At 43.8% G+C, this 24,348-nt stretch carries 20 protein-coding genes; 11 read left to right on the top strand and 9 right to left on the bottom strand.

The window, feature by feature from the left end:
• The first annotated feature begins 1 nt into the window (after position 1).
• The 3 genes from QWZ13_RS04605 to QWZ13_RS04595 are packed head-to-tail and all read left to right on the top strand — an operon-like array spanning position 2 to position 2,671.
• Positions 2 to 940: an ABC transporter permease gene (locus QWZ13_RS04605; RefSeq protein WP_290280731.1), complete on the top strand. Its 939-nt coding sequence runs from the start codon at positions 2 to 4 to the stop codon at positions 938 to 940.
• Entirely contained in the window at positions 933 to 1,916 is a 984-nt protein-coding gene (locus tag QWZ13_RS04600) for an iron chelate uptake ABC transporter family permease subunit (protein ID WP_290280729.1), read from the top strand. Before QWZ13_RS04605 ends, QWZ13_RS04600 begins: the two co-directional genes overlap by 8 nt.
• Positions 1,913 to 2,671 (top strand): iron ABC transporter ATP-binding protein, encoded by a 759-nt coding sequence (locus QWZ13_RS04595; protein WP_290280728.1) that lies wholly within the window; start codon positions 1,913 to 1,915, stop codon positions 2,669 to 2,671. The genes QWZ13_RS04600 and QWZ13_RS04595 overlap by 4 nt, the downstream gene beginning before the upstream one ends.
• 172 nt (positions 2,672 to 2,843) lie before the next feature.
• Here QWZ13_RS04595 and QWZ13_RS04590 read toward each other — a convergent pair whose 3' ends face one another.
• The 4 genes from QWZ13_RS04590 to QWZ13_RS04575 all read right to left on the bottom strand — a co-directional run bounded on the left by QWZ13_RS04590 (position 2,844) and on the right by QWZ13_RS04575 (position 8,082).
• Positions 2,844 to 4,076 (bottom strand): saccharopine dehydrogenase family protein, encoded by a 1,233-nt coding sequence (locus tag QWZ13_RS04590; protein WP_290280727.1) that lies wholly within the window; start codon positions 4,074 to 4,076, stop codon positions 2,844 to 2,846.
• 63 nt (positions 4,077 to 4,139) lie between these two features.
• Complete coding sequence (locus QWZ13_RS04585) at positions 4,140 to 5,030, bottom strand: GGDEF domain-containing protein (RefSeq protein WP_290280726.1); 891 nt, start codon at positions 5,028 to 5,030, stop codon at positions 4,140 to 4,142.
• Positions 5,027 to 5,452: a response regulator gene (locus QWZ13_RS04580; protein ID WP_290280725.1), complete on the bottom strand. Its 426-nt coding sequence runs from the start codon at positions 5,450 to 5,452 to the stop codon at positions 5,027 to 5,029. Before QWZ13_RS04580 ends, QWZ13_RS04585 begins: the two co-directional genes overlap by 4 nt.
• Positions 5,449 to 8,082 (bottom strand): PAS domain S-box protein, encoded by a 2,634-nt coding sequence (locus QWZ13_RS04575; RefSeq protein WP_290280724.1) that lies wholly within the window; start codon positions 8,080 to 8,082, stop codon positions 5,449 to 5,451. Before QWZ13_RS04575 ends, QWZ13_RS04580 begins: the two co-directional genes overlap by 4 nt.
• Positions 8,083 to 8,190: 108 nt before the next feature.
• Between QWZ13_RS04575 and QWZ13_RS04570 the strand changes: the two genes are divergently transcribed.
• Positions 8,191 to 8,361 (top strand): hypothetical protein, encoded by a 171-nt coding sequence (locus QWZ13_RS04570; RefSeq protein ID WP_290280723.1) that lies wholly within the window; start codon positions 8,191 to 8,193, stop codon positions 8,359 to 8,361.
• Entirely contained in the window at positions 8,342 to 9,871 is a 1,530-nt protein-coding gene (locus QWZ13_RS04565) for a GGDEF domain-containing protein (RefSeq protein ID WP_290280722.1), read from the top strand. Before QWZ13_RS04570 ends, QWZ13_RS04565 begins: the two co-directional genes overlap by 20 nt.
• 176 nt (positions 9,872 to 10,047) lie before the next feature.
• Here the strand turns inward: QWZ13_RS04565 and glmS are convergent, their stop codons facing one another.
• The 3 genes from glmS to QWZ13_RS04550 are packed head-to-tail and all read right to left on the bottom strand — an operon-like array spanning position 10,048 to position 13,376.
• Positions 10,048 to 11,877 (bottom strand): glutamine--fructose-6-phosphate transaminase (isomerizing), encoded by a 1,830-nt coding sequence (glmS, locus tag QWZ13_RS04560; RefSeq protein ID WP_290280721.1) that lies wholly within the window; start codon positions 11,875 to 11,877, stop codon positions 10,048 to 10,050.
• Between the two features lie 22 nt (positions 11,878 to 11,899).
• Positions 11,900 to 13,264 carry a bifunctional UDP-N-acetylglucosamine diphosphorylase/glucosamine-1-phosphate N-acetyltransferase GlmU gene (gene glmU, locus QWZ13_RS04555; protein ID WP_290280720.1) on the bottom strand — a complete coding sequence of 455 codons (1,365 nt, stop codon included), beginning with the start codon at positions 13,262 to 13,264 and terminating at the stop codon, positions 11,900 to 11,902.
• Complete coding sequence (locus QWZ13_RS04550; protein WP_290280719.1) at positions 13,164 to 13,376, bottom strand: hypothetical protein; 213 nt, start codon at positions 13,374 to 13,376, stop codon at positions 13,164 to 13,166. Before QWZ13_RS04550 ends, glmU begins: the two co-directional genes overlap by 101 nt.
• 315 nt (positions 13,377 to 13,691) lie before the next feature.
• Between QWZ13_RS04550 and QWZ13_RS04545 the strand changes: the two genes are divergently transcribed.
• The 5 genes from QWZ13_RS04545 (at position 13,692) to QWZ13_RS04525 (ending at position 20,854) form a co-directional block, all read left to right on the top strand.
• Positions 13,692 to 14,141, top strand: a complete 450-nt coding sequence (locus tag QWZ13_RS04545; RefSeq protein WP_216000340.1) for a hypothetical protein — start codon at positions 13,692 to 13,694, stop codon at positions 14,139 to 14,141.
• A 220-nt stretch (positions 14,142 to 14,361) separates the two neighbouring features.
• Positions 14,362 to 14,703, top strand: a complete 342-nt coding sequence (locus QWZ13_RS04540; protein ID WP_290280717.1) for a fibronectin type III domain-containing protein — start codon at positions 14,362 to 14,364, stop codon at positions 14,701 to 14,703.
• Positions 14,704 to 14,846: 143 nt separating this feature from the next.
• Positions 14,847 to 16,871 carry an XrtA/PEP-CTERM system histidine kinase PrsK gene (gene prsK / locus QWZ13_RS04535; RefSeq protein WP_290280716.1) on the top strand — a complete coding sequence of 675 codons (2,025 nt, stop codon included), beginning with the start codon at positions 14,847 to 14,849 and terminating at the stop codon, positions 16,869 to 16,871.
• A complete protein-coding gene (gene prsR, locus QWZ13_RS04530; protein ID WP_290280715.1) occupies positions 16,868 to 18,238 on the top strand; it encodes a PEP-CTERM-box response regulator transcription factor in 1,371 nt (456 codons plus the stop codon). The genes prsK and prsR overlap by 4 nt, the downstream gene beginning before the upstream one ends.
• A 12-nt stretch (positions 18,239 to 18,250) precedes the next feature.
• Positions 18,251 to 20,854: a tetratricopeptide repeat protein gene (locus QWZ13_RS04525; RefSeq protein ID WP_290280714.1), complete on the top strand. Its 2,604-nt coding sequence runs from the start codon at positions 18,251 to 18,253 to the stop codon at positions 20,852 to 20,854.
• Positions 20,855 to 20,867: 13 nt separating this feature from the next.
• On the opposite strand, the gene QWZ13_RS04520 is transcribed toward QWZ13_RS04525, so the two are convergent.
• Together QWZ13_RS04520 and QWZ13_RS04515 are read right to left on the bottom strand one after the other, a co-directional pair.
• Positions 20,868 to 21,992 carry a DegT/DnrJ/EryC1/StrS family aminotransferase gene (locus QWZ13_RS04520; protein ID WP_290280713.1) on the bottom strand — a complete coding sequence of 375 codons (1,125 nt, stop codon included), beginning with the start codon at positions 21,990 to 21,992 and terminating at the stop codon, positions 20,868 to 20,870.
• Positions 21,989 to 23,188, bottom strand: a complete 1,200-nt coding sequence (locus QWZ13_RS04515; protein WP_290280712.1) for a glycosyltransferase family 2 protein — start codon at positions 23,186 to 23,188, stop codon at positions 21,989 to 21,991. Before QWZ13_RS04515 ends, QWZ13_RS04520 begins: the two co-directional genes overlap by 4 nt.
• A 44-nt stretch (positions 23,189 to 23,232) precedes the next feature.
• Between QWZ13_RS04515 and QWZ13_RS04510 the strand changes: the two genes are divergently transcribed.
• Positions 23,233 to 24,282, top strand: a complete 1,050-nt coding sequence (locus QWZ13_RS04510; protein WP_290280711.1) for a glycosyltransferase — start codon at positions 23,233 to 23,235, stop codon at positions 24,280 to 24,282.
• Positions 24,283 to 24,348: the final 66 nt, after the last annotated feature.

Here is a 24,348-nt window from a genome sequence, read left to right as displayed (position 1 = left end):
TATGATTCGATTCGGTTTAGCCTTGTTACTGGTTGCTGCGCTTGCGGTAGCCAGTTTATTTATCGGCGTCATAGATATCACTGCACAAGAGAGCAATTGGAGCTTACTGTTTCAGACGCGCATTCCCAGAACAATTGCCGTACTTCTAACTGGCATGTCACTCGCTGTCGCGGGGGTTATCATGCAAATCTTAGCGCGTAATAAATTTGTAGAGCCAACCACGACAGGAACCGTTGAATGGGCGACACTAGGTGTTTTACTGCTTATCATTTTTGCTCCTCAAACCAGTGTGACCTTAAAACTGATCGTTGCTTCCTTATTCTCCGTGTTTGGCTCTGCAAGTTTTTTGTTTTTGCTGAGTCGCATCAAGCTACGCTCAAATGTTATTGTTCCATTAGTTGGCATCATTTATGGGGGCATCATTTCATCCGTGGTGATGTTCATTGCCTTTCAACACGATCTGGTTCAAGCCATATGGACATGGGTGCAAGGTGACTTTTCGATGATCCTTAAAGGTCGTTACGAATTGCTTTGGATCAGTGCTGGGCTTTGCCTACTCGCCTACATCACGGCTAATCAATTCACATTGGTTGGTCTCGGCAAAAGTTATTCACAAAACCTAGGCCTCAATTATAAGTGGTATCTAAGCTGGGGCGTTCTCATAGTCTCATTAATCTCAGGCATCACCGTTGTTATTGCCGGCGTTATTCCGTTTTTAGGCTTGGTCATTCCTAACCTAATCAGTGCAATCATAGGCGACAATCTTAAAAAATCGCTGCCGTGGATTGCCTTATTGGGCGCTGGTCTGGTGCTGGTCTGCGATATCACTGCTCGTTTAATTAGATTCCCTTATGAAATGCCTGTCGGCGTCATCATGGGTGTCGTGGGAAGCAATATTTTCCTTACCATTCTTATAAAAGCTAATCGAAAAAATGCATAACACACTTCAAACAAACCGCTCGATGCTTCAATCGCCTGTGGTCAGGGTTTCTATTCTGCTGGCATTACTTGCCATCGCATTTGCTCTCTACTTAACCTGGGATATGAAAGCCAGCCTAGAATTCACCCTTAAGTATCGCAGTAAAAAACTCATCACACTGGTTATAGTGGGTGCGGCGATTTCTATTTCTACGGTGCTGTTTCAAACCATGACGGAAAACCGAATCTTAACGCCTGGCATCATGGGTTTCGATTCATTGTACGGGCTCATTCAAGCTTTGTTGGTTGTCAGCTTAGGCGTGATTGGCTTCAACACGCTTAACCCTTACCTAAAATGGCTACTAGAAACCAGTGCTATGGTGGCGTGTACGGCGCTACTTTATCGAATATTTTTCAAAGGCAATCAGCAGTCTCTACAGTTTTTATTACTGGCCGGTATCGTCTTGGGTATTCTATTTGGCAGCGCCAGCGGCTTAATTTTCCGGATGCTCGACCCAACGGAATTTACGGTGTTACAAGACAATTTGTTTGCAAGCTTTAGTCGCATCGACTCAACTATGCTGGTGATCTCCATTTGCGTCATTACATTCAGCTCAATTTATATTTGGCGAAAACACGCCACGTTGGATGTGATGCTACTCGGCCGCCATTGTGCAACCAACTTGGGCATTAACATTCCAAGAATGACGAAAGAAATTCTCATGATTGTCACGGTATTAATCAGCGTATCCACTGCTCTTGTCGGGCCGATTACATTCTTTGGACTTCTCGTGGCGCATTTGGCTTATCGATTAACACCTTGCTACCACCACCGCTGGCTTTTACCCATGGCGGCTTTACTGGGTATCGCCATTCTCGTAGTGGGCGATTTTTTACTGCAACACGTTTTCGACTTTAGCATGCAATTAAGCATTATTATCGAACTGTTCGGCGGCTTATGCTTTTTGGCGCTGATAATGTATAGAGAAAAAACATGATTAGATTGGACAACATTTCACTGCGCTATGGCGATACTCAAGTATTGTCGAAACTATCAACCGACATACCCAATAAAGGCATCACTTCAATCATTGGTCCTAATGGTGCTGGCAAATCGTCATTATTATCAGTGGCCAGCGCGCAAATAAAGGCAACCAATGGCGTGGTCAGCTTTAATGGGCAATCGTTAGAATCTTTACCAAGGGAGACGCTTGCCAAGCAGTTGGCATACCTAAAACAAGACAACCAAATTGGCGCGCGAATTTCAGTGAAGGACTTAGTCTGCTTTGGTCGCTTTCCCTATCACCGAGGTCGCCCTTCGCCTGAAGATTGGGTTGTCATCAATGAAACGATTCACTATTTTCAGCTATCAGACATTCAAGACCGATACCTCGATCAATTGTCGGGTGGTCAACGACAACGAGCCTTTATTGCCATGGTATGGGCACAAGACACGCCCTACCTTTTCCTTGACGAGCCACTTAATAATCTCGATATGAAGCACAGTGGCAGCATTATGAAGCACCTTAAGCAAGCGTGCTACGCGCTCGATAAAAGTATCGTCGTGGTATTGCACGATATCAATTTCGCCAGTTATTACAGCGACCACATTATTGCCTTGAAGCAAGGCGAGCTCTTTAAAGCAGGTTCACCAGCACAAGTGATCAACAGCGATTGTCTATCAACACTGTATGACATGCCCATTGAAATTGCTCAAGTTGAGGGTGTACCAGTGTGCCTGTATTTTAAATAATTAATGCAAGGATTCATGATTATAAAGAACGGGCATTTTTCCCTGCCACTGCTGCCAATGGGTCGCATCTGAAAGCAGCTCAACTATAAATGCAGCTCACACAGCCGGCTTTGATGATGAGGCCGGTGTGTGCAAATTCGAATGCAGAACAAGAGTCGCTAGACAAACCCGCCTAATCGATGGTTTTTATCGATACGCCAGCGTGTGTACTTAGCCGTGGAATAAGCGACTCGGCCATAATAGCGGCCGGTGTCCAAAAACCACCGGCTTGGTCACTGGGCAATTCTTTGGCTAACACCACCGCGGCTTGCGTAAGCATTTTTGCGGTAGATCCATAACCAGGATCTTGATCACCATGTACTTCTACTGCAATTTTTTCACCCTTGGCGGTTGTGCCGTAATGCACAATGGTAAAAAAGCCATCAATCTGCGCTTGTTCAGAAGGGCCGGTGCCTGGCTTCGGCAGTACAAACTTTTCTAGTACCCATCGCGCTGGCGCAATGGCGGCACCTATGGCTACGACCCCTAAGCCTAGCGCCATCCGTTTTGCTCGCTTTTTACCACCAGGCCCGTCACCCATGTGCATGGCCTCGCTGTATAGGAAATTTTCTGGAAATAAATCTGGGCGTTGCATCGCGGTTCTTAACACTATTTTGGTGTTAATGCTGGCCATCATAAACGGAGCAAGCCAACCCGGTTTAACCTTATCTTGTACAACCTTGTTAAAAAACTTTTGCTTAACTTTTTTCAGGTCAGGTGCCAATGCATATGGGTTCATTAACGTTTTTCGCAGCGCTTTATCGTCTTTGGCTTTTTTCACGATATTAATCATACTCGCCATGGTGCCGCCAGAAAGCGTGCCCGCCATGCGATTAACCCGCATATCAATTTCTTGGCACGGCTCACCAAAGAGTGCTTTTGCTTGTTGCTGCAAATAATAAGCCCCTAAATCGGAAGGCAGTGAGTCAAAGCCACAACAATGAACAATACAGGCTCCACTGTTTTGGGCAGTAGCTTCATACCTCTCTAACATATCAGCAATGAAGTTAGGCTCACCGGTTAAATCGCAGTAATGAGTGCCATTTTCGGCACAGGCTTTTACTAACTGTTCACCATATTGATCGAATGGCCCCACGGTAGAAATAACAACTTTCGCAGACTGAGCAACCCGCTTCATATCGGCTGCGTTCATCGAGTTAACCGTTATCATTGGGGTATCGAGCTTCAGATTGAGCCGTTGCGACACATCTCGTTGCACTGAAGCTAGTTTTTCAGTGGAGCGGCCCGCTATCGCAAAAGTTAAGGTTGGATCTTTTTGGTGGATATACTCAGCTAATCGTCTATAGGTTATTTGACCTACAAAGCTGGTCGCCCCCATTAATATGAGGTCATATTCTCGTGTCATCTTAATCAATCTCTAACCGGTTATTAGCCCAACAAGTGAGCCACAGAAGTAGACAGCGAAGTACTATTCTGATTTATGTCGTTTGGTCCGATACATATCGGTATCGGCTGATTCTATTAACTTATCAACAGAATCACCGGGTGTCCACTCGCATATACCGGTTGAAAAATTCAGATCAAATTTAAAGTCTTTGTCATTCTTTTGTGCAGATATTTCAATAGGCTGCTCAGAAAACAATCGGTCAAAGTAACGCTCTAAATCTTCTGTTGATTCATAATTAAAAATCGCAATGGCAAATTCATCTCCACCTATACGTGCTGCGATATCCGATTCCCTTGAGTTCAATTTGATAAAATCACTGAATTGCTTAAGCGCTTGATCACCTACACGGTGGCCATATTCATCATTAATGTGTTTGAATTTATCTAAATCAATAAAAAAGACTGCAATTTTAAACTCGCTGCGATTCGCTTGCGCTATACCCGCACTTAAGTGCTGATAAAAACTTTGCCGATTGTATAAACCCGTTAAATCATCGATCAGAGCACTTCTTTCGATTCGTAGTTGAAGCTGCTTACGCTCTATTGAAAGTCGAATGACGCGTGATAACAGACCATTCGTTAAATCTCGTTTCGAAATGAAGTCTTCGGCGCCTAAGTCTATTAGCTTTTCTTCCAGCTCTACCGAATCGTGGTCGGTCACCACAATAATAGGGAGCTCAGGGAACTGCTGCGCAAGGAGACGAATAGACTCTGGTCCATGGCTGTCGGGTAAGCCTAAATCTAACAAGGCTGCATCAAATTTTTCGCTAATGAGCGCTTTGCTCGCGGCGTGCATGGTTTTTACATGAGTAAAGTTAAATACCGTATGTTTATCTTTTTCTAACATAGATTGTAAGATGTATACATCATCAGGATCATCTTCGACACTCAATAACTTAATATTATTGATCATTCAGTTTCCCCGTTTTTTACATAGGCCTTAATAACGTGACTCAACACTTCTTTGAAACGATTTATGTCATCAGGCTTTACAATGTAATCACTAGCGCCTAGCGCTTTAGCGGATTGTTTTTCGGCATCGAATTCAGACGTGGTTAAAATGACGACTGGCAACGGCTGGTATTCTGGATCTGACTTTATTGACTTAAGCACCTCTAAACCTGAAGCCCCGGGTAAATTTAAATCGAGTAGAACAAGGCTGTTGGCTACGTCTGCCTTGGCTATTGAGCTTTCAAAAAATTGCACGGCTTCGAGCCCATTGCCAATAAATCGAATATCCAAGTCCAATTCTACGCTCGATAATGCTTTTTGGATCAGGTATTGGTCATCCGGATCATCTTCTACAACAACGATCACTATTAAATCATTACTCATCCGTTTAACCCTCGCGGTTTGGCCGGTAGGCTAATTTCAATCGTCAAGCCTGGGCCTTGGCCGGATAATGCATGGATAGACCCTTGGTGCTTTTGAACAATTTGGCGACAAATAGCGAGCCCCATGCCTGAACCTTCTTTTTCTTTACCCACAAGCCGTTTAAAGGGTGAAAATATATGTATCAAGGCATCTTCAGGTACGCCCGGCCCATCATCCGAGAACAAAATTATGGCCCTATTGTTTTCTAAACGCCCATGAACCTTTATGTTAACTGGACGACTCTCGTACTTATATTTAATGGCATTCACCATTAAATTCTGAAATACGCGCGCCATTTGTATGGCATCGGCATAAAAGCCAATATCGCCTTCTACTGTGTAACTATAGTCTAAGTCTTCAGAAGACAAGTCGAGTTGATTCTCAACCAACAAAAATAACTCGCTAAGGCTCGTTTCCTGAATATCGAGTTGAACTTGTGAGGCTCTAGAGAGCTCTAGAATACTGGTAATAAGTTTACTCATCCTATTTGCCGCGCCAGATAAACGCCCTAGCTCAAACTGGGCCTCGGGTTCGTCTAACTTACCCTTTAGTCGCTCCTGGAGCAGACCTGAAAAGGTTTTGATTTTCCTCAAGGGCTCTTGTAAATCGTGTGATGCGGTAAAAGCAAAAATCTCTAGAGCTTTATTCGATTCACTGAGGGCTCGCTCTGTTTCTTTCATTGAATCAATATCTTCTATAACCGATATAAAATGAGAGGCCTTGCCTTCGCTGTCTCTCACTAGTTTCACTGTAAGCAATGCCCAAAAGATGGCACCATCTGCCGAGATGTAGCGCTTCTCTAACGTGTAAGAATCGTATTCACCGGCTAACAAGGCATTCACGTGCTTTAAGTCTGTTTCTAGATCGTCTGGGTAAGTAATTTCTAAAAACGACTTTTTCAACAAAACCGCTTCAGGATAACCCCACATTTCGCATAACTTTTCATTAACCCGTTTAAAAGTTCCCTCTAACGACACTAATGCAATGCCAACGGCCGCTTGGTTAAAAATAGAATAAAAATCGGCGGCCCACGCTTGAATAGCCTGCTCTTTCTCTTTTAAATCACTGATATCAATAAAAGCACCTAAAAATGAATTAGGCCGCCCCGTTGTATCAACATCATTGACTTTATTTTCACAATAACACCAAACCCATTGGCCATTTTTATGGCGTACTCTTACCACTATTTCGTGGCTAACTTCTGGCTTTCTTAAAACGTTTTGAACATGGATTTTCAGGGGTTGTCTATCTTGCGGATGAATAAGCTCAAATGGGTTTTTAATATGGGCAAGCATTTCAACAATATAACCCAGCGTTTTACTCAGCGTTTTATTTACATAGGTAATTCTGTTGGCATTCACGTTAAATACAAACAGATTGGCTACCGTAGAATCGATCACTCTATTTAAAAACTCGGTTTTATTGTCTAACTCGGCCTGAAGCTGATGCGTATGCTGAATGTTAGACAACATACCCGACATAAACACCGACTCATTATTAAATTGGTACACTTTTCCTCGGCTTCTAAACCAATTGTAATTACCTTCCGGCGTTAACCCTAAATATTCAATTTGATAGTCCCCACTGCGCTTAATTGAATCATTTATGTATTCGAGTACACGTTTACGATCCTCCATGTGGATATGGTTGAGCCATAACTCAACACTGGGCTTTGCGTTAACATCAACCCCAATTAACTCAGCATGCTTAGCATTCCACCATACTTCATCCGTCTTTATATTCCATTCCCAAGCACCATCACTCACTGAGGCCAGTGCTCGCATCGTGCGTTGATATTTTTCATTCTGCTCACTCGACTCATTCTGTTCATTTTGCTCTACAGAAACGGCCACCATTGATTCATCAAAATACTCAAACTGTGAGAGCTTTACTCTTATATCAATTTCATCACCACCAAAAGATTTTGCTTTAATCGTTCGGCCATGAGCCATAGGGTGCTGATATTCATGTGGCATTGAAAAGAACTGCTCAGCAAACGCATCATGATGATGCACTGAATCGGGAATTAACTCAGCTACTTCGTGACCGACTAAACTGCCCTGGCCATTTAAGAAAATTCGGTTCGCCGCAGCGTTTGCCATAACCACCTTGAGCTTCCGATCACAGACGACGATGCCATCGTGCAGGCTATCGGCAATAACAGAAAAGAACGATTCGGATTCGTCTTTATAACGCTTTTCTATTGCCGATACCTTCATGGCTTCCCACTCATCTCGCGTAGGTAACGCTATGGCATTTGGCAATAGTTTAAATATATATATTGCCGTCGTGAAAGAGACCAATGCCGTCATCGATTTTAAAATGGCTTGAACACCATAGCTCCCTACCCATACAACATAAACGTTATAAAGGTGCGTAATGCCACACAACAAAATAAAAGCTGCAAACAAAGACAGCACTCGCCGAAACTCAATATCGGGTCTCTTTTTAATGAAGATCCAAATAGCGATCGGAATCGAGAAGTATGAAGCTGAGATGACTAAATCGGCCATTACGTGAGACAACAACAAGGTTGGTTGCCAAAAATAACATTGCCCATGAGGCATAAAATTTGTACTTAAGAAGTCCATGCTGCGCGGTCCCTAGTCTGCCCATACTTAAGAGCTTAGACCATTTTGTATACCATTTTAGGTACATGTATATTGGACCACTGTTAAAATGAAGACCTTGGCTACCCTGTGCCCATCATAACTTACCAATTTTGCGCTATACTGCGATTTAACCTTATTGGATCGCTATTTTATGGCGCTAATGTTTTTAATCGCCCCATTTTTACAGTGCTTATTTACGAGGCAAAGAACACGACTATCGTTTTGTATGTTGTTTTTAATGGGCGTTGTAAGTGCTGATCCACTGACCAATGTTCGAGTGCAATTAAAATGGCTGCACCAATATCAGTTTGCGGGCTTTTATGCCGCTATATCTCAAGGGTATTTTGAAGATGCCGGGTTAAACGTTACCCTAATCGAAGGCGGCCCTAGTTTAGACCCAGTAGACGAGGTTTTAGCTGGCCAAGCCGAGTTTGGTGTGGGTAACTCCTCACTGTTGGTTGCCTATTTAGAGGGTAAACCTGTTGTCATGGTGGCCGCTATTTTCCAGCACACTCCTTTTGCTATTCTGGCCCGCAACAAAGCTGGCATTAATACCATCAAAGACCTAGAAGGCAAAACCTTAATGGGGGAAGTTCACGCCGACGAGTTGATGGCTTTTTTATTAGCGCAGGGCGTCGACATAAACAAAATTAATTTAGTCCCCCACACAGGCAATATTCGCAGTTTAATTCCTGGGAGCACACCCGAAATTCATGCCTCTACCTCATATCTCTCGACCGAGCCTTTTTTAGCTGTTCAAGTGGGTCTCGATTATCAAATATTTTCGCCCAATGAATATGGCATTGATTACTACGGCGACTCTTTATTTACCAGTCGAGCCTTTGCAGATGAAAACCCTGAGACTGTCGTGGCCATGAAACAAGCCTTGCTAAAAGGCTGGCAATACGCGGCAGCAAACTCTGAAGAAGTCATCAGTGATATTCTAGAAAACTATAGCACCGATAAATCTCGGCTCGCGCTTACATTTGAAGCACAAACCATTAATAACCTATTAGAAGATGAGATGATTGAAATTGGCTATATCAGCCAAAGCCGCTTAAATAATATTGCAACCCTATTCACTGCAACAGGTCTAGTAAATGAGACCAAAGATTTAAAACCCTTTCTGTTTCAGCCCGCCGAACAAGCGCCTAAATGGGTGGGCTACACACTGCTTGCCTTGGCAGCCATTAGTGTTGTTTCTACGGTAATCGCCACTCGAATTTATCATTTAAATCAGCAACGTATTGCAGAGCTGAACAAACGCAAAGAACTTGAAATACTATTGACTGAGCAAGCCCGAACAGACCCACTGACTAATTTAGCCAACAGACGCTGGTTTGAAGACGTTGGGTCAAAATCAGTTGAGCAAGCATTAAGACACAAAAGATCACTCGGTGTAATTATGATTGATGTTGATCAGTTTAAACCGATCAATGACCTGCATGGCCACCACTTTGGCGATCAATGCTTAAGAACGCTTTCAGCTATTTTATTAGATTGCATTCGCGCAGGTGATTTAGCCGCTAGGCTGGGGGGCGATGAATTTGTATTATTACTGCCAGATGCAAACGAAGACGTGGCCGACGCCATTCGGAACCGCTTGCTAGAGCAGCTCAGAAACCACCCCATTCAAACCAATGAGGTCGAGCCCATTATATTAAGTGTTAGCATGGGTATTGGCTGGTTAGAACAAACCGACAACGGATTAGCTGATGTGATCCATCGAGCCGATCAGGACATGTACGCAAACAAAGAATCAAATTAATTAACGCTGTTTTTACCGAATGGGTGTTAAGCCAGAAACAAATCAAATACCACCCAAGTTTGGCTTGCTGGCATAAGGCATAGCAGGGTTAGGTGTTGCGCGACGAAGGAAGGTTTAGCGTAGTTTGAAAAGCGTCTTCACTGCGAAGTGGGTGAAGACGCTAAAAGCTTTTTAACTTACTCCACCGTTACTGATTTCGCTAAGTTTCTCGGCTGATCTACATCGGTGCCTTTAATGATGGCGACGTAGTAGCTGAGTAACTGCAACGGTATGGTATACAGAATTGGAGCTAAGGCATCGTCTATGTGATCTAGCTCGATGAGCTTTAGCCCTTCACCTGCTTCAAAGTGAGCGTTTTTGTCGGCGAATACATACAACTGGCCACCGCGTGCGCGCACTTCTTCCATATTGCTGCTGAGTTTTTCTAGAAGGTCGTTATTAGGTGCAACCACAATAACCGGCATATCGCTGTCTATTAGTGCTAACGGTCCGTGCTTTAGTTCACCTGCGGCGTAGGCTTCGGCGTGAATGTAGCTAATTTCTTTTAGCTTTAACGCACCTTCCATTGCGATTGGGTATTGCGAACCACGGCCTAAGAATAATGCGTGGTGCTTATCGGCAAAGTCTTCTGCCAAGGCTTCAATGACCGGCTCTAGCGATAGCGATTGTTGAATTTGCCCCGGCAATTCACGCAATCCTTTAACAATGTTGGCAATAATGGCTTCATCTACGCCACGGTGCTTAGCAATGCTTAACACCAACAACATTAAACCCACCAGCTGCACGGTGAATGCTTTACTAGAGGCCACACCAATTTCTACACCGGCGCGCATCATGAAAGCTAAATCAGATTCACGTACTAAGCTCGAACCTGGCACGTTACAAATACTTAATGTTGAAGCGTAACCTTGCGTTTTAGCTTTAGTTAATGCGGCCAACGTATCGGCGGTTTCACCCGATTGAGACAAAGTAATGAACAATGCATTTTTGGGTACCACAGAAGTACGGTAACGGTACTCAGAGGCAATCTCTACTTGGCAAGTAACACCGGCAATTTCTTCAAACCAATAACGCGCCACCATACCTGAGTTATAAGAGGTACCACAGGCCACAATTTGTACATGCTCAATACCCGATAACAATTCATTAGCACCAGCGCCGAAGGTTTCTGTAACAACGCCTGTTTCGGTAATGCGGCCTTCTAAAGAATTGGTAATGGCTTCGGGCTGTTCATGAATTTCTTTCATCATGAAATGTTTGAACGGACCTTTGTCGCCAGCATCGTGCGTTACATCACTGACTTTAGCTTCACGGGTCACTTCTTTATCGTTGATATCAACAATGCGTACTGTTTGGCGGGTAATTTCTGCAACATCGCCTTCTTCAAGGTACATAAAGTTTTGTGTCACGGGCAACAACGCTAATTGGTCAGACGCAATAAAGTTTTCGCCAATGCCTAAACCAACAACCAATGGCGAGCCAGAACGAGCCACGACCATGCGTGATGGGTCACGACGATCGATAACTACAGTACCGTAGGCACCTTCTAATTGTTTACGTGTTTTTTGAACCGCTTCCAGTAATGAATCGGAGGTTTTTAGCTCTAATTCAATTAAGTGAGCAATCACTTCGGTATCGGTATCTGAAGCAAACACATAGCCTTCTTCTTGCAATCGTTTACGCAATGGACCGTGGTTTTCAATAATACCATTGTGCACTACCGCAATGTTCTCACCTGAAACGTGCGGGTGTGCATTTTTTTCATTCGGCTCGCCGTGCGTTGCCCAACGGGTGTGCGCAATACCTGTACCGCCTAGAACAGGTGTTTCAGCAATGGCATTGGAAAGCTCACTAACTTTACCTACGCGGCGAACACGGTTTAACTGATCACCATCAATAATGGCCACACCGGCTGAATCGTAGCCACGATATTCTAAACGACGAAGACCTTCGACTAAGATCTCTACTACATCACGTTGCGCAACAGCGCCAACAATTCCACACATACTTTTATGTCCTTATTTAAATTTATTTCGCTTGCTTAGTTGGCTTCTGCCAATGACTTAGCGACACTTGACGCGCACGCCCTACTGTTAATTGATCGGCCGCGGCCGTTTTAGTTATTACAGAACCCGCACCAATAAATGCACCACTTTCAATGACAACAGGCGCAACTAAGGTTGAGTTAGACCCCACAAAGGCATTTGAACCAATCTGGGTTTTGAATTTATTCACACCATCGTAATTGCAGGTAATGGTGCCGGCGCCGACGTTAGAGTGCTCGCCTATTTCGGTATCGCCAATATAGCTTAAGTGATTCACTTTGCTGCCTTCGCCAATTTTTGCTTTTTTGGTTTCAACAAAGTTGCCCACCTTGGTGCCATTGGCCATTTCTGTGCCTGGGCGAATACGCGCAAACGGACCAATGTTGGCACTTTCGCCAATAATGGCGTCGTCTATAACGGTATTGGCTTCAATAACCGTACCCGCACCAATGGTGGCATTTTTAATCACGCAGTTTGGGCCTATTTGAACGTTTGCACCTAAGGTAACCTTACCTTCGAACACACAGTTCACATCTATAATGCAATCTTGCCCAGCATTTAGCACACCACGAATATCCAACCGCAAAGGGTCTCTTAGTGTTACACCTTCGGTCATTAAGGCTTCTGCCTGCTGCTGCTGGTGCCAGCGTTCTAACTGGGCCAGTTGCATGCGATTATTAACACCTAAGGTTTCTTCTTCGTGATCAGGGTGTACGGTTTTTACTTCAATGCCTTGCTGCACAGCCATTTCGATAAGGTCTGTTAAATAGTATTCACCTTGAGCGTTGTTATTGCTCAATTTTGGTAGCCATTCATGTAACGTCCAAGCGGGTACCGCAATAATGCCGCTGTTTACTTCATTAATAGCAAGCTGAACTTGGTTAGCATCTTTGTGCTCTACAATGGCACTTACTTTGTCATTTTCATCGCGCACAATGCGGCCATAGCCGGTTGGGTCGGAAACTATGACCGATAGCAATCCCATGCTTTTATCGGAAACCTGCTCCATTAATGCTTTTAAAGTGGCGGCTTTTGTCAACGGAACATCGCCATACAATACAAGTACCACACCAGTTTTAGGTAAATTTGGCAACGCCTGAGCAACGGCATGGCCGGTACCTAATTGTTCTGCCTGAGTACAAAATTTGACATCTTGCTCAGCAAAGTAGCTCTCTACAAGGCTTGCACCGTGGCCAACTACTATGTTGATGTCATTTGAAAATTGACGCGCAGTGTTAACCACATGGTCACATAAAGGTTTGCCCGCTAAGGTATGCAATACCTTTGGCAATGAAGATTTCATTCGAGAGCCTTGTCCTGCGGCTAATACGACGACACTGACGTCCATTCCATTCTCCTAACTTGATACAGCGATAAATTTTGATGTTGCAGCATTGTAGAGCTAGTTTAGGTGAGTGCAAGCTTGGTTTTGTCAATATTTTACTGACAGCACTATCCACCCTCTTATTTTAGAACACCTAGTGTAGCGGCCTGCTCTATTTGCTGGAAATACTTTAATGACCTAAAACCTTGCAGGAAATTCGCTCTTTATCGCGTCAAAAAGCAAACTTCTAATTTTCCTACCTAAAATGACCATCTTCGAACACCGTATTCGCCATTTTTTCAACACTACCCATTAAATTTAAAGTCAAAATTTAGACAAATGACGTGAATTCGCAATGAAAAGTACGGTTTGAACCCTGTCACACGTTAGAAAGCAACAAATCCATACCATAGCTTTATCAATCAAACGAAGAACCACTAGGTAAAGCATTATGAAAACTCAACTTACATTAATAGCCACGTTACTTACAGTTGCACTAACAGGCTGCCAAGTTGAAGGATTAACTGCGCAAGGAAATGCTGCAACAGACAATGAAACGGTTGCGGTAACTGACCCTACCTCTAATACCACTCCAGATACTGAGCCAACTGTACCAGTAGATGAAGAAACACCGACCAATACAACAGGCACTGTCACTTTATACTGGTCTGCTCCGGTTGAGCGTGTGAATGGCCAATCTATGGACATGCTAGAAGTAGGTGGATACGAGATTCGTTATAAGCTAGAAAGCGATGAGACATACACCAACGTGGTTATTGATGGATTAGAAGATCAATACACCTTTTTAGACTTAGAAAACGCCGAAGACTACCAGTTTGAAGTAGCGGTTTTTGACACCGATGGCATTTATTCTGATTTTGTTGTGGCAATGGCCAACTAATTTGGACAAAGCCTTCTAGGATGCACTCAGAAAAACCTGCAGTGCATCACATCTTTAGTTTTTATCTTGTCACAATTTAGAAAAATAATTCAACAATCCTCTTTAAATCCCTTATTATCACAGTAATTACAAGGTAACTGTGCATACTTACCTAGGGTAACTGGTTTTTTTGTTACCTCTGTTCATCTTTTTTAGGTAAGCGACATAGGGTTTTTATCAAGTGAAAGTTTCGTTCATTAATCTGTTTGTTACATTGCTATTGGCAGCAGCCTTAACGGGGTGTGATGTTTCGGCATTTGGCGCAAATGGGGGTGATGTCACCTTGTACTGGCAAGCGCCTATAGAAAGAGCGAACGGCGAGCCCATGCCCCGCGACGAAATTGGCGGCTATGAAATTCGTTACAAGCACGTGAAAGATTCCAGTTACACCACCATTGTTGTTCAAGGCAATTCCCAAACCCAATTAGTGATTCCAGAAGTACCTTACCCAGATCAATACGTTTTTGAGGTGGCTGTATTTGATACCAACGGAATATACAGTGACTTTGTAGTAGCGAAATAAAACACCTATGTACCACCCCTCTCCTCCGCTAATAACTTAGTGTAAAAAAAGTCGTCACTCTTGATGATCATAACCATTAGGTAAGTTATACTCGGCTGATACATGGATTAAACGTTATTCGTTTTTGTAATGAGACCGTAGCAATGGACTATTTAACGGTTAGCCAATCAGCATTCTTATCTGCTTGCCTAGCAACCTTAATACTGTGCAGCATAACGCTGTACCAAGCGATCAAAGACTTTTGGAAGGGTATCCTTTTAATTGGGCTTTTTGGGCAGCTCATTTGGGCTGCAGCCTTATTCTTCAGCTATCTCAGCGAATCGGTAAACCCTACTCAACTACTCATTGCTGAATATCTACGCTATACCCTTTGGGTTATCACCCTGGGTATTTTTATCCGCAAGCGCGCCGTTTTACGGTTGTGGCCAACCCCTCTTAAAGTATTGGCGGTTTCAGTTATCGTCGTGAATATTTTAACGGCGCTTCAAATACTGTTTCCAGGTACACATGCCAACACCTTACTTACGCTGTGCTTTTTGTTTTTGGCGATATCAGGGTTAGTACTTACCGAGCAGGTCATTCGCAACCTAAATACTCACCGGTATTTAAAGCTACTTGGTTTATGTTTAACCATGGTTTTTACGTTTGATCTGTTTGTTTATGGCAACCAACTGGTCAATGGATCTATTCCCGCGTTTGTTTGGCAAGCGCGTGCGGCCTTAGCTTTGGTGGCTTCTATTGCACTCAGTATTGGCAGCCTAATATTCAAACAACATACATCAAACCGAGCCATATTTACGGTATCTCGCCCGGCGGCGTTTTTCTCATCAGCCGCACTGACCTCTGTTGTTTTAGTTATATTGGCGTCTTTGGGCAGCTTTTATATTCAACAACAAGGCTTTTTAGCCAGTTACATCTTTACCGTATTCCTTGTAATGGGCGTAGCAATAATTTTTGCATTGCTCATCTCTAAGCAGTTTCGCCAGCAATTTGATGTATTTGTTAGCAAAAACTTCTTTTCTTTAAAGTACGACTACCGCCTAGAGTGGTTATCGGCCATTCGTAAGCTGAGCTCACTCAACTCTGGTGATTCAGAGGAATACTATTCAAAACTACTGCGTATTTTATGCTCCGCGTTAAAGGCTAAACGCGGAGCCATTTGGATCAATAACGGTCAAACCGTCGCTTTAAAAACTAGCAATTTGTCTTTTAACCTACCCGTTAGTGAAGTGGCGGTAGATGAACCCTTTGTAAAAGCCATGCTAAAAGACAATTGGATCTTTGTGCCACAATCTCGCACGCCTAGTATGGCTGAAAACAACGCACTACTGCCCGATTGGGCCCTTGAAAGCGAACAAATTTGGGCCATTACGCCTTTAATAGTTCAAATGAAACTTATAGGGTTCATCATAATTGAGCGGCCGCTCGTTAATGTAGATGTGACCTACGAAGATCGAGATTTAATGACCAACCTTTCAACACAGCTTTCTAGCCACATTTTGTTGCACCAACAAGAAAGCCAAATTTTAGAAGCAAAACAGCTAGAAACTTACGATCGCTTATCTTCTTTTATTATGCACGATGTAAACAATGTGATTGCTCAGTTAGCGTTAATCGGTAAAAACGCTGAAAAACATCGAGACAACCCGGCTTTTATCAGCGACATGATTAAAACAGTTGATAACTCTGTGATACGTATGCGTAATCTAATTCAAAAATTCAATCCTACCAGCTTACTTAACAATGAATCACTCAGTTTAAATGAAATAATGACCGAGGTGGTTGAATCTTGTTCCGATAAAAAACCCATACCCACGCTTACTATAGAGGCCGACTGTACAGTGAATGCCGATAAGCAAAAGCTGACGTTGTCACTTAAAAATTTAGTGCGTAACGCTCAAGAAGCCTCTCAAGAAGATCAACCCGTTAATGTTGTAGTGAGCCAAAATAAAATCACCATTACCGACAGTGGTGAAGGGATGACCCCACAATTTATTCAAGACGTTTTATTTAAGCCATTTCAAACCACAAAAAGTGAAAATGGCATGGGCATTGGCGCCCACCTTACCAAAAGCTATTTAGAACACATAAATGCAACACTGGATGTTCAAAGTGAATTAAACAAAGGCAGCTGCTTTACCGTTACCTTTGCAGGAGCAAAACCATGAGTGAATTTGATAAAACAATATTAATTATTGAAGATGACGAAGGCTTGCAACGCCAATTAAAATGGCACTTCGATGACTTCGAATCGACCATCGTAACCGCCAGTACGTTAACCGAAGCCATAGCCGCCGTGCGTTTATATGAGCCCAGTGTGGTGATACAAGATTTAGGCTTACCCCCCGATGAAGAAGGCGTAACCGAAGGGTTTAAGTGTATACGTGAAATATTAAGCCTTAAGCCGGCCACTAAAATTATTGTACTAACCGGCAAAAATGATCACAGCAACGCACTGCGCTCTATAGAATTGGGCGCGTTCGATTTTTACTTAAAACCTGTCGACACCGATATGCTCGATAACGTAGTGAGTCAGGCGTTTCGACTTGCCAAACTGGAGTGGGAAAACCAACAAACCTCACCCGAAATTGAGCCACTGCAGGGCGTTATAACCAGCGATACAAAAATGGCCAATATATGCAGAATGGCCTTAAAGATTGCCAGCTCTAACATTACCGCGACCATTTTAGGCGAAAGTGGAACAGGTAAAGAAGTATTCGCACGAGCTATTCATGCCAATAGCCGCCAAAGTGAACATGAGTTTGTTGCCATTAACTGCGCGGCTGTTCCTGAAAACCTAATGGAAAGCGAGCTATTTGGTTATGAAAAAGGTGCGTTTACCGGGGCGGCAAAACAAACCATTGGTAAAGTAGAGCAAGCGCAAGGCGGCACCCTGTTTCTCGATGAAATAGGCGACATGCCATTACAACTGCAAGCCAAGCTGTTACGTTTTTTACAACAACGCACCATTGAGCGTGTGGGTGGTCGTAAAGAGATCGCTGTAGATTTACGAGTGATTTGCGCCACCAACAAAAACTTAGAGGCCATGGTAAAAGATGGCACATTCCGAGAAGACCTATATTACCGAATTTGCGAAATAGAAGTAAACCTACCGCCGTTGCGAGAGCGAGGTTCCGATGCGTGCTTAATTGCTAAAAAGTTAGTCACCAAGCATGCTGGAAACTACGCACAAAAATCTCTTAAAATAAGCGACGATGCGCTCGAAGCCATTCGCCAACACGATTGGCCAGGTAATATTCGTGAGCTCGAAAATAAAGTGAAGCGGGCACTGGTGTTGTGCGATGGAAAATCAATTTCAGCGTTCGATCTAGATCTTTCAGTAGAGAGCGAAACACCCACTGTAGATTTAATTAATTTAAAAGAAGCCCGTAAACAAGCCGAGGTTTCGGCGATTTCTTCAGCCTTAGAAATTAGCCAGCAAAATGTAACGGCCGCGGCCAAATTACTTGGCGTTACCCGCCCCACCCTTTACGACATGATGAAGAAATATAACTTCACCATCGATAATACTTAGAAGGAACGATTCATGTATTTTAGGAACTTAGCGCTTGCTATCACCCTTGCCAGTACCTTGGTAATAAGCGCCTGTAACTCTGAGCAATCGGCTGAAAAAGCCGATGGCTTTATTAAGCGCAGTGAAGCCTATGAAAAGCAAGGCCAATACCGTGCAACGCTGATTGAAATTCGTAACGCAATGCAAGCCGAGCCTGAAAATCTAGAGCACATTCAGCGTTATGCCGAAGTGCTGATAAAAATTGGCAGTGTATTAGAAGCTGAAGCTTTACTCTCTGAAGTGGCCAATAAAAACCATGCATTAAATTTACTGCTCGCCGATGCGTTGTTAAAGCAAGGCAAATTTGTATCGGCAAGCAAGGTGTTAAATGAAATAGGTAACCAAGCCGATACACAACTGCAATTAGATTATTTGAATGCCATGGTTGATTACTTATCGGGCGAGCAAGATGCCGCGTTTAAAGATTTACGCGCCCTTGTAAAAAAACCAAACGCTCCTAAGGCGGCCATGTATGAGTTTATTAACGTACTTATTCAAAACCAGCAATTTGCCGAAGCCCAACAATGGGTAGACTTTAGTTTGGCTAAAAATAGCAATGATGCCCAAGCCTTATATTACAAAGCAAAGTTAGCCTATGAAGACAACCAATTAGAAAACGCCGAAAGCTATTTAACGGAAGCGTTAATTCAATTGCCAGAAACCGACGTATTATTGCAAGAGCGAATTCAAGTACTAGAACTACTGTCTACTACCTTAACCGCACTGGGCCGTTCAACCGAAGCGTTTGTTTACCAGAAGATTATTCGCGAAGCGAACCCAGAAGCCTTTGCCGCTAAACAACAATATAAAGATGCCTTAGCCGCGGCGAGCCAAGGCGATTTAGCCGCCGCCAAAAACGCGTTTGAAGATATTCTCACACAGTTCCCAAACAACCAGCAAGCCGCATTATTACTGGGCTTAATTCACCTTGAAGAAGGCGATATTGCAACCGGTGAATCGCTCCTTAGTGAGAATTTAGATGCCGAAACCGCACCGGTTTCCATTATACGTGCTACCGCGCTGGCACAATCGGAACAAGGAAAATCTAAAGAAGCGCTCGATGTATTAGAACGAGCATTACTAGTAAGACCCGATGACTCTACCCTGCTCGCGCTGTATGGCATTATTTCGATAAACAGCGGCGAAGCTCGCCAGGGGTTAGCGGCTGTTAGCAAAGCATTGCAGTTAGAGCCTAGCCGAACGCGATTACATTTATTACTAGCACAATATTACGTAGAACAAGATCAATACGATTTAGCCTTAGGGCATTTAAGACAATCGTTTGCGAAAGCACCCGATGATTGGTCTACCACTGGGTATTACTTGGCTACCTTACTCGAAAGTAAACAACAAGGTGAAGCCGTACGTGTGCGTGATAGCCTATACAACCAATTCCCAAAAGACCAAGCTAGCCTTTGGTTAGTCGCCATGACCGACTACAAAATGGGCAACCTAAACGAAGCCATTGCACGCTTAAAAGAACTGGTAAAAATTGCACCGACAAACGAAAACGCCTTAAACGCATTAGGTGGCATGCACCAGCAAGCCGAGCAGTACGATTTAGCCGCATACTATTGGTTAAAAGCATTGCAGGTGAACCCAGGCAACCCAAACTATTTACAAGCTTTAGTTCAAAATGCTTCTCGGCAAAAATCTTATGGCGAATTAGCTAAATGGTTGTCGGACCAAGCGAATCAAAACAAAGACATTGCCCTACCGCTGCATTCGGTATTGGTTGAACTTTATGTAAACGGTAAAAATATGGATCAAGCCAACGCCGTTGCAAATTTGTATAAAAATACCGATCACCCTTATGCCAAAGAGATGCAAGCCAATATACTTCGCGGCCAAGCGTTAGCGTCGGCAGAACAACAAGATTGGCCAAGCGCCCTGAAGCATATTGATGACGCGTTAAAAATTATTCCAAGCAGTACACAACTTACCCTACTGGCCACACAATTTGAGTTTAGTGCCGGTGATGGAGAGGCCGCTTTAAATCGCATTAATGCACTGCTCGATATTAACAGCCGCAATTATTCGGCCGTTGCCGTTAAAAGCCAGCTAATAGAAAAATTAGAAGGCAAAGTCAAAGCGTTTGAATACATAGACAGCGTTTGGCAAGAGCAGCCCAACGGCGCGTTACTGAATGCCTATTTGTACTTCTTACAATCGGAACTCCCGACCGAAGTAGAAAAAGAGCTGCAACGCTTAATATCGGTAGAACCAAACAACGATAAAGCGCATGTGCTTATTGCCAACAACTACTTAGAAAAAGGGCAACATGTAGAAGCCATTGCCTCTTATGAACAAGCACTGGCAAACAACCCGCAATCGGTTACAGCGCTAAATAATTTAGCCTGGCTTTTAAAAGAAGATAAAGTGGAACGTGCACTTGGTTATGCGAATAAAGCGGCACAGCTAGCGCCGAATTCGCCCAACGTTTTAGATACTTTAGCGTGGATACTGCACCTTAAAGGCGATAAAAAACAGGCATTAGAAACCATAAACAAAGCAATTAAAATAGACCCAAACAATACCGAGCTGCAACAGCACAAGGCGCAAATTTTAGGCGCTTAACGGCGCCTATGGCTTATGAATGCTGCGCAATAATTTTTGCCATCGCACGGGCGTGTTTTTCTGTAACGCCCGCGTGCACAGGCAAGGTTAAAAAACACTGCGCAAAGTGCCGCGCATGTTCATAATGGCCATCACCTTGCCACATTGCTGGCTGCACGCCTTGTACCTGAGGCAAAGCCGTTGTGTACATTTTACTAGCACCATAACTTATCAATGCTTCATACAGGGCGTTGCGTTGCTCGGCCGATTCACACAGCACAGGGTAGCGTAATAACCGCCCTCTTCGTTGACTGTTAATAGGCTGCAACACATTCAGTTGAGCCAACGCGTCATCTAAAATGGGTTCGGCTTCAGAAGCACGTTGTTGGTAGGCATGTAGGTTTGCGTTTAAAACCTGCAAAGACTCAAAGGGAAAGCCCGATAACTCGAAAAGCTCATGGAAACGCGTAGCCCCAATGTTTAAAAATGAAAGTTTGGTCAGCAAGTTATAAACGAATGGGTTAGAAAGACGATTAATAATATTTGCCTTTAACAGCCACTTTTTAGTATTAACCTGCGCTTTGTTTACCGCAACGGTGTGTTGAGGCAAGCTTTCTTTCAAAGCCACTAGCCCGCCACCCAACAAACTCACCGCCTTTCCTCGGCCAAACGAAAAGCACACGTAATCGCCTTCGAACTGCGCCTCAGATGGTGTTACCGGGAACCACTGAGCGTTATCTTCAATCATCGAAACTTGTGAAAAGGGGGCAACCACGTCTATTAACTGGGCTAAACGCTCTTTAATACCCATAAAGTTGATGACAATCACCGCCAAGGTATTAGCGTTTACCGCTTTCTCTAAGGCTTCTAGGTTATAGCTTGGATCGTTTGGGTTTATATCAACAACAACGGGCACATACCCAGCAAATTGCGCGGCGGAGAGTAAATCGGGGCAGCAATAGGCTGGCACAATCACTTCTGGCTGCTCTATATGTTTAAACGCGGCCTTTTTATGTAGCAACGCAAAAGCCAAGGCCGCTGTACCCGATTGTAACCACTGTAAATTATAGCCTGGCCAGTTGAGCTCGGTTTCAGGTGCAGCCGAACTTAACTGAGTAATAATAGGATTCCCGGCTGGCGGTAGCGTTTGCAAGATCATCGTGCCGAAGGCTTCCAGGTAGTCATCCGTGTGCCGGTTGCAAACTTAAGCATGGATTCCATTAACGCAATGTTCACCTGCACAAAAAAGTAGACCAACTTAATAGGCCCGATGCTTTGTAATTTAGGGCTAAGGTGAGCCAACAAAGCCGTTACGTAAAACAACACCTGGCCAATGAGCGCCAGTTGGTAGACCCAACCCAAATGCACCACAAGCGAAGTAACCACGAGCAACGCCATTAAAAACCATGGCACCCCCCAACGCATAAGCTTATGGCTAAACACCTGCAAGGAGAACAACCCAAATTTGAACGGGTTTAACACATCTAAATGGCGGCTAAGCCCTGTTATGCCGCGTAATACGGTACGCACTTTACGGGCGTATTCTTTAGAGGGGTCTTTTAAATCTTCATAAAAGCCCAGTACATCGGGCGCTGAAATGCTTTGCTTACCTGCCCGAGCACAATTAAGGGCGGTGTTAAAATCGGATGGGGAGTGAATATCCCAATCGGTACAAATTTCAGCGCGAGCGGCAAAAAAGGAGCCACTTAACCCAACAAGCCCAGCCAGCTTGCTTTCTTTATTACGCAGCCACATTTCATATTTAACGTATGCGCCTTCACCGGCTACCTCGCCCGATTTAGACACAAACCGATCTTCACTAGAAACAGCGCCAATATCAGCATTTTGGAAATGAGCATCGAGCTTGGTTAAAGCATTTGGCTCCATAATGGTGGCCACATCTGAAAACACCAAGACCGAGCCCTTTGCGGCTTTGATGGCCGTTAATTGGGCGTTTTCTTTACCCAAACGCTCGGTGGCGCGCACCAACGTTACGCCTTTATCGGCATATTCTTTTACAATTTCATCAGTACCGTCATCGCTCGAATCGGAGGCAATAATAAGCTCGTATTGTTCAGCGTTAAATTCTAACGCCAGTAGGTTTTCGAGCTTTTGCCGTATACGATGCTTTTCGTTATAAACGGTAACAATGAGAGAGTAAAAATGCGGTGCGTTGCTATCGGTAACCAAAGCAGGTTGAGCAACTGCCTTACTGAGAACATGCAATACGAGAGGGTATAGAAAGTAACTGTAGAGCGAGCAAACAAGCAACACCCAAAATAAGATAACCATAAAAGTAAACTCCATTTTACTGAACAAAACCAACGATAAAGGGTACCCATAAGACCCCTTCATAAGGCATAATAGCCCGATTATATATAAACACGGATGTTGTTTACATGACTATTTCTAGCCCAACGCACCAGAAGCGAGTGCTTCATGTTATTTCAGGTGATTTATGGGCCGGCGCCGAAGCTCAAGCCGCCACACTACTTAAACACCTAAAGCCCTTGTGCGATGTATCGGCCGTGCTTCTCAATGAAGGCGAGCTGGCCAACCGCCTACGTGGCTACAACATTCCTGTAACCGTTTTAAGCGAACAAAAGCTTTCAAGCTGGCAAATATTTTTATCCCTGCGCAAGCATATAAAACAGCTCAAGCCCGATGTTATTCACACCCACCGCCAAAAAGAAAACATACTCGGCGCCCTGGCCAACAGTACCAGCGTAAAAGCCCGTTGCGTACGCACTGTGCACGGCGCACCCGAATTCAGCGGCGGCTTCAAAACCCAGCTACTACGCAAATTTGATAACTGGGTAGGCAACCACTTTCAAGATGTAATCATAGCGGTATCAGATGATTTAAAAACCAAACTGATCGGCACCTTCCCAGAGCATAAAATTAAAGTAGTGATGAACGGCGTAGATGTAGAAGAGCTCAAAGCCAAAGCCGGCATTACCGAGTTTAAAAAAGCCGAGCCCAACAAAAAACACATAGGCATAATAGGCCGCTTAGTACCCGTAAAGCGTGTAGACATATTCTTAGAAACCGCCGCCCTATTCAAAAAAGATAACCACACCGACTACCACTTTCATGTAGTTGGTAATGGGCCATTGGAAGCGCAATTAAAAGAACATGCAACAGAATTAGACATAAACGATATTGTGACTTTCCATGGCCACCGTGATGATGTGCCAAGTTATATTAATTCGTTAGATGCGGTGGTGATGTGTTCGGATCATGAGGGGATGCCTATGGTGGCATTGGAGGCGTTGGCGTTGGGTACTAAACTAGTAACCCAGCTTAAATCATTGATCAAAGCACTATCCTTGCCTATTCAAGATGAATCACTCATAAGTCAAGTAACATCGACCGGCCGCGATACAACTAGCAGTCCTATTAATGTTAATGCAATTGGATGTGCAAATGGAACCTTCGCACTGTACTGACATAGATATAAACGAGCAATTTATAATTTAAATATCTTAATTAATCATTCGACTTTTTGGCAAAAA

This window comes from Reinekea marina (assembly GCF_030409715.1).
GTDB lineage: Bacteria > Pseudomonadota > Gammaproteobacteria > Pseudomonadales > Natronospirillaceae > Reinekea > Reinekea marina.
The sequence above is the reverse complement of the archived record's forward strand: the minus strand, read 5'-3'. Positions and strand labels throughout refer to the sequence as shown.